The sequence below is a fragment of the Corallococcus sp. 4LFB genome (genome assembly GCF_046520365.1).
Classification (GTDB): Bacteria; Myxococcota; Myxococcia; order Myxococcales; family Myxococcaceae; genus Corallococcus; species Corallococcus caeni.
The window spans coordinates 1-1,348 of sequence record NZ_JBKGHJ010001000.1 but is presented as its reverse complement, the minus strand read 5'-3'; the positions used below and the strand labels follow the sequence as shown (position 1 = coordinate 1,348).

Sequence of the window (1,348 nt, the reverse complement as noted above, 5' to 3'; positions counted from 1 at the left end):
GCTTGCTCGGGCTCTCGGCTTCGCGGGCGGGGGCGCAGGGCGGCAGCAGCGACGTGCCGAACAGGTCGCCCTGCCCCGGCTCCTCGGCCGGGGGCGGCTCCAGCCCCTTGCGCTTCTTCATCGCGACAGCTTCTCGACCCAGCCCTGGGCCTTGCCGTGCAGCTCGTCGTCGGTCGGCGTCATCGTGACGACGTCGCGGAACTTGGGCAGCGCGTCCTCCGGGCTGGAGTCCTTGATGGAGTAGGCCTGCATGTACAGGTCCTTCGCCTTGCTCTTGAGGTCGTTGACGATGTTGGCGGCGCCCGTGTGGTTGGGGTCCGCCTGGAGCGCGCGGCGGGCGAACTCCATGGCGCGCGACCACTGGCCGGCGGCCTTCGCGCCCGCGGCGCTCTTGTAATAGATGGTCGACGCGCGGGTGCCCGCGTTGCGCCCCATCTTGCTGCCGCGCCCGTCGGTGATGTCCTTGTCCAGCGCGAGCAACCGGGTGAGGCCCTTGGCGTCTAGCTCCTCCAGCCTCTTGTAGAGGTTGCCGAACTCCGTCACCTGCCCCATCAGCTTCCTGCACTGCGTCGTCTTGCCCGCGCACGCGTTGAGGATGGCCACCGCGCCGGACGTGTCACCGTCGCGGAAGCGGTCCACGGCGGGCTCCCACGGCTTGGGCGCCGCGGCCACGCGCACCGGCTCCGGACGGGTCAGGTCCGCGATGACGCGCACGGCATCGTCGTTCACGAGCTTGCCGTCGCGGTGCTCCGGGAAGGTCGCGAGCACGTCGTCGGTGATGGCCTTGGCCTGCTGCACGTTCTCCAGCTGCCGGGTGTCCAGCAGCTGCTTGGCTTCCTTCGTGCGCTTGTCGGCGGCGTCCGTCAGGTTCTTGCGCGCCGTCTTCAGCTGCTCGTAGAGCTGCGTGTCGGCGCTCACCTTCGCGATGGACGCCTTCGCGCTGGCGAGCTCCCCCTTGTCCAGCGCCGCCTGGGCCGTGCTCAGGTGGTTCTGGTTGGGGATCTCCCGCTCCGCGGCCTTGAGGTAGTCGTCCACGCCGGGGTAGTCCGGCGCCTGCGCGTGGAGCTCCTCCAGCTTCGCCTTGGCCTGCTGCCACTGGCCCTCGCGCACCAGGTTCTTGGCCTCCTGGAAGAGGCCGCCCAGTTGCTCGCGGTACTGGCGCTGCTCCGCCTCGATGCGGCCCTGCTCCTCCTGCTGGTGGCGCATGCGCGAGCGCGCGACGCCCAGGCCCGCGAAGAGCAGCACCAGCACGGCGGCGCCCGCGAGCTTCATCCGCATGCGCTTGCGCTGCATCTCCGGCGTGAGCTCCGCGGCGGCCGCGGCCCGGGACGTCTGCGGGCGCGCGCGG

1 protein-coding gene is annotated in these 1,348 nt (G+C 71.1%); it reads right to left on the bottom strand.

The genetic code is table 11. The annotated features are described in order from the left end of the window. Positions 1-117: 117 nt before the first annotated feature. The coding region (locus ACLEQD_RS43505; RefSeq protein ID WP_410391807.1) for an FHA domain-containing protein at positions 118-1,348 on the bottom strand (1,231 nt) is incomplete at its 5' end.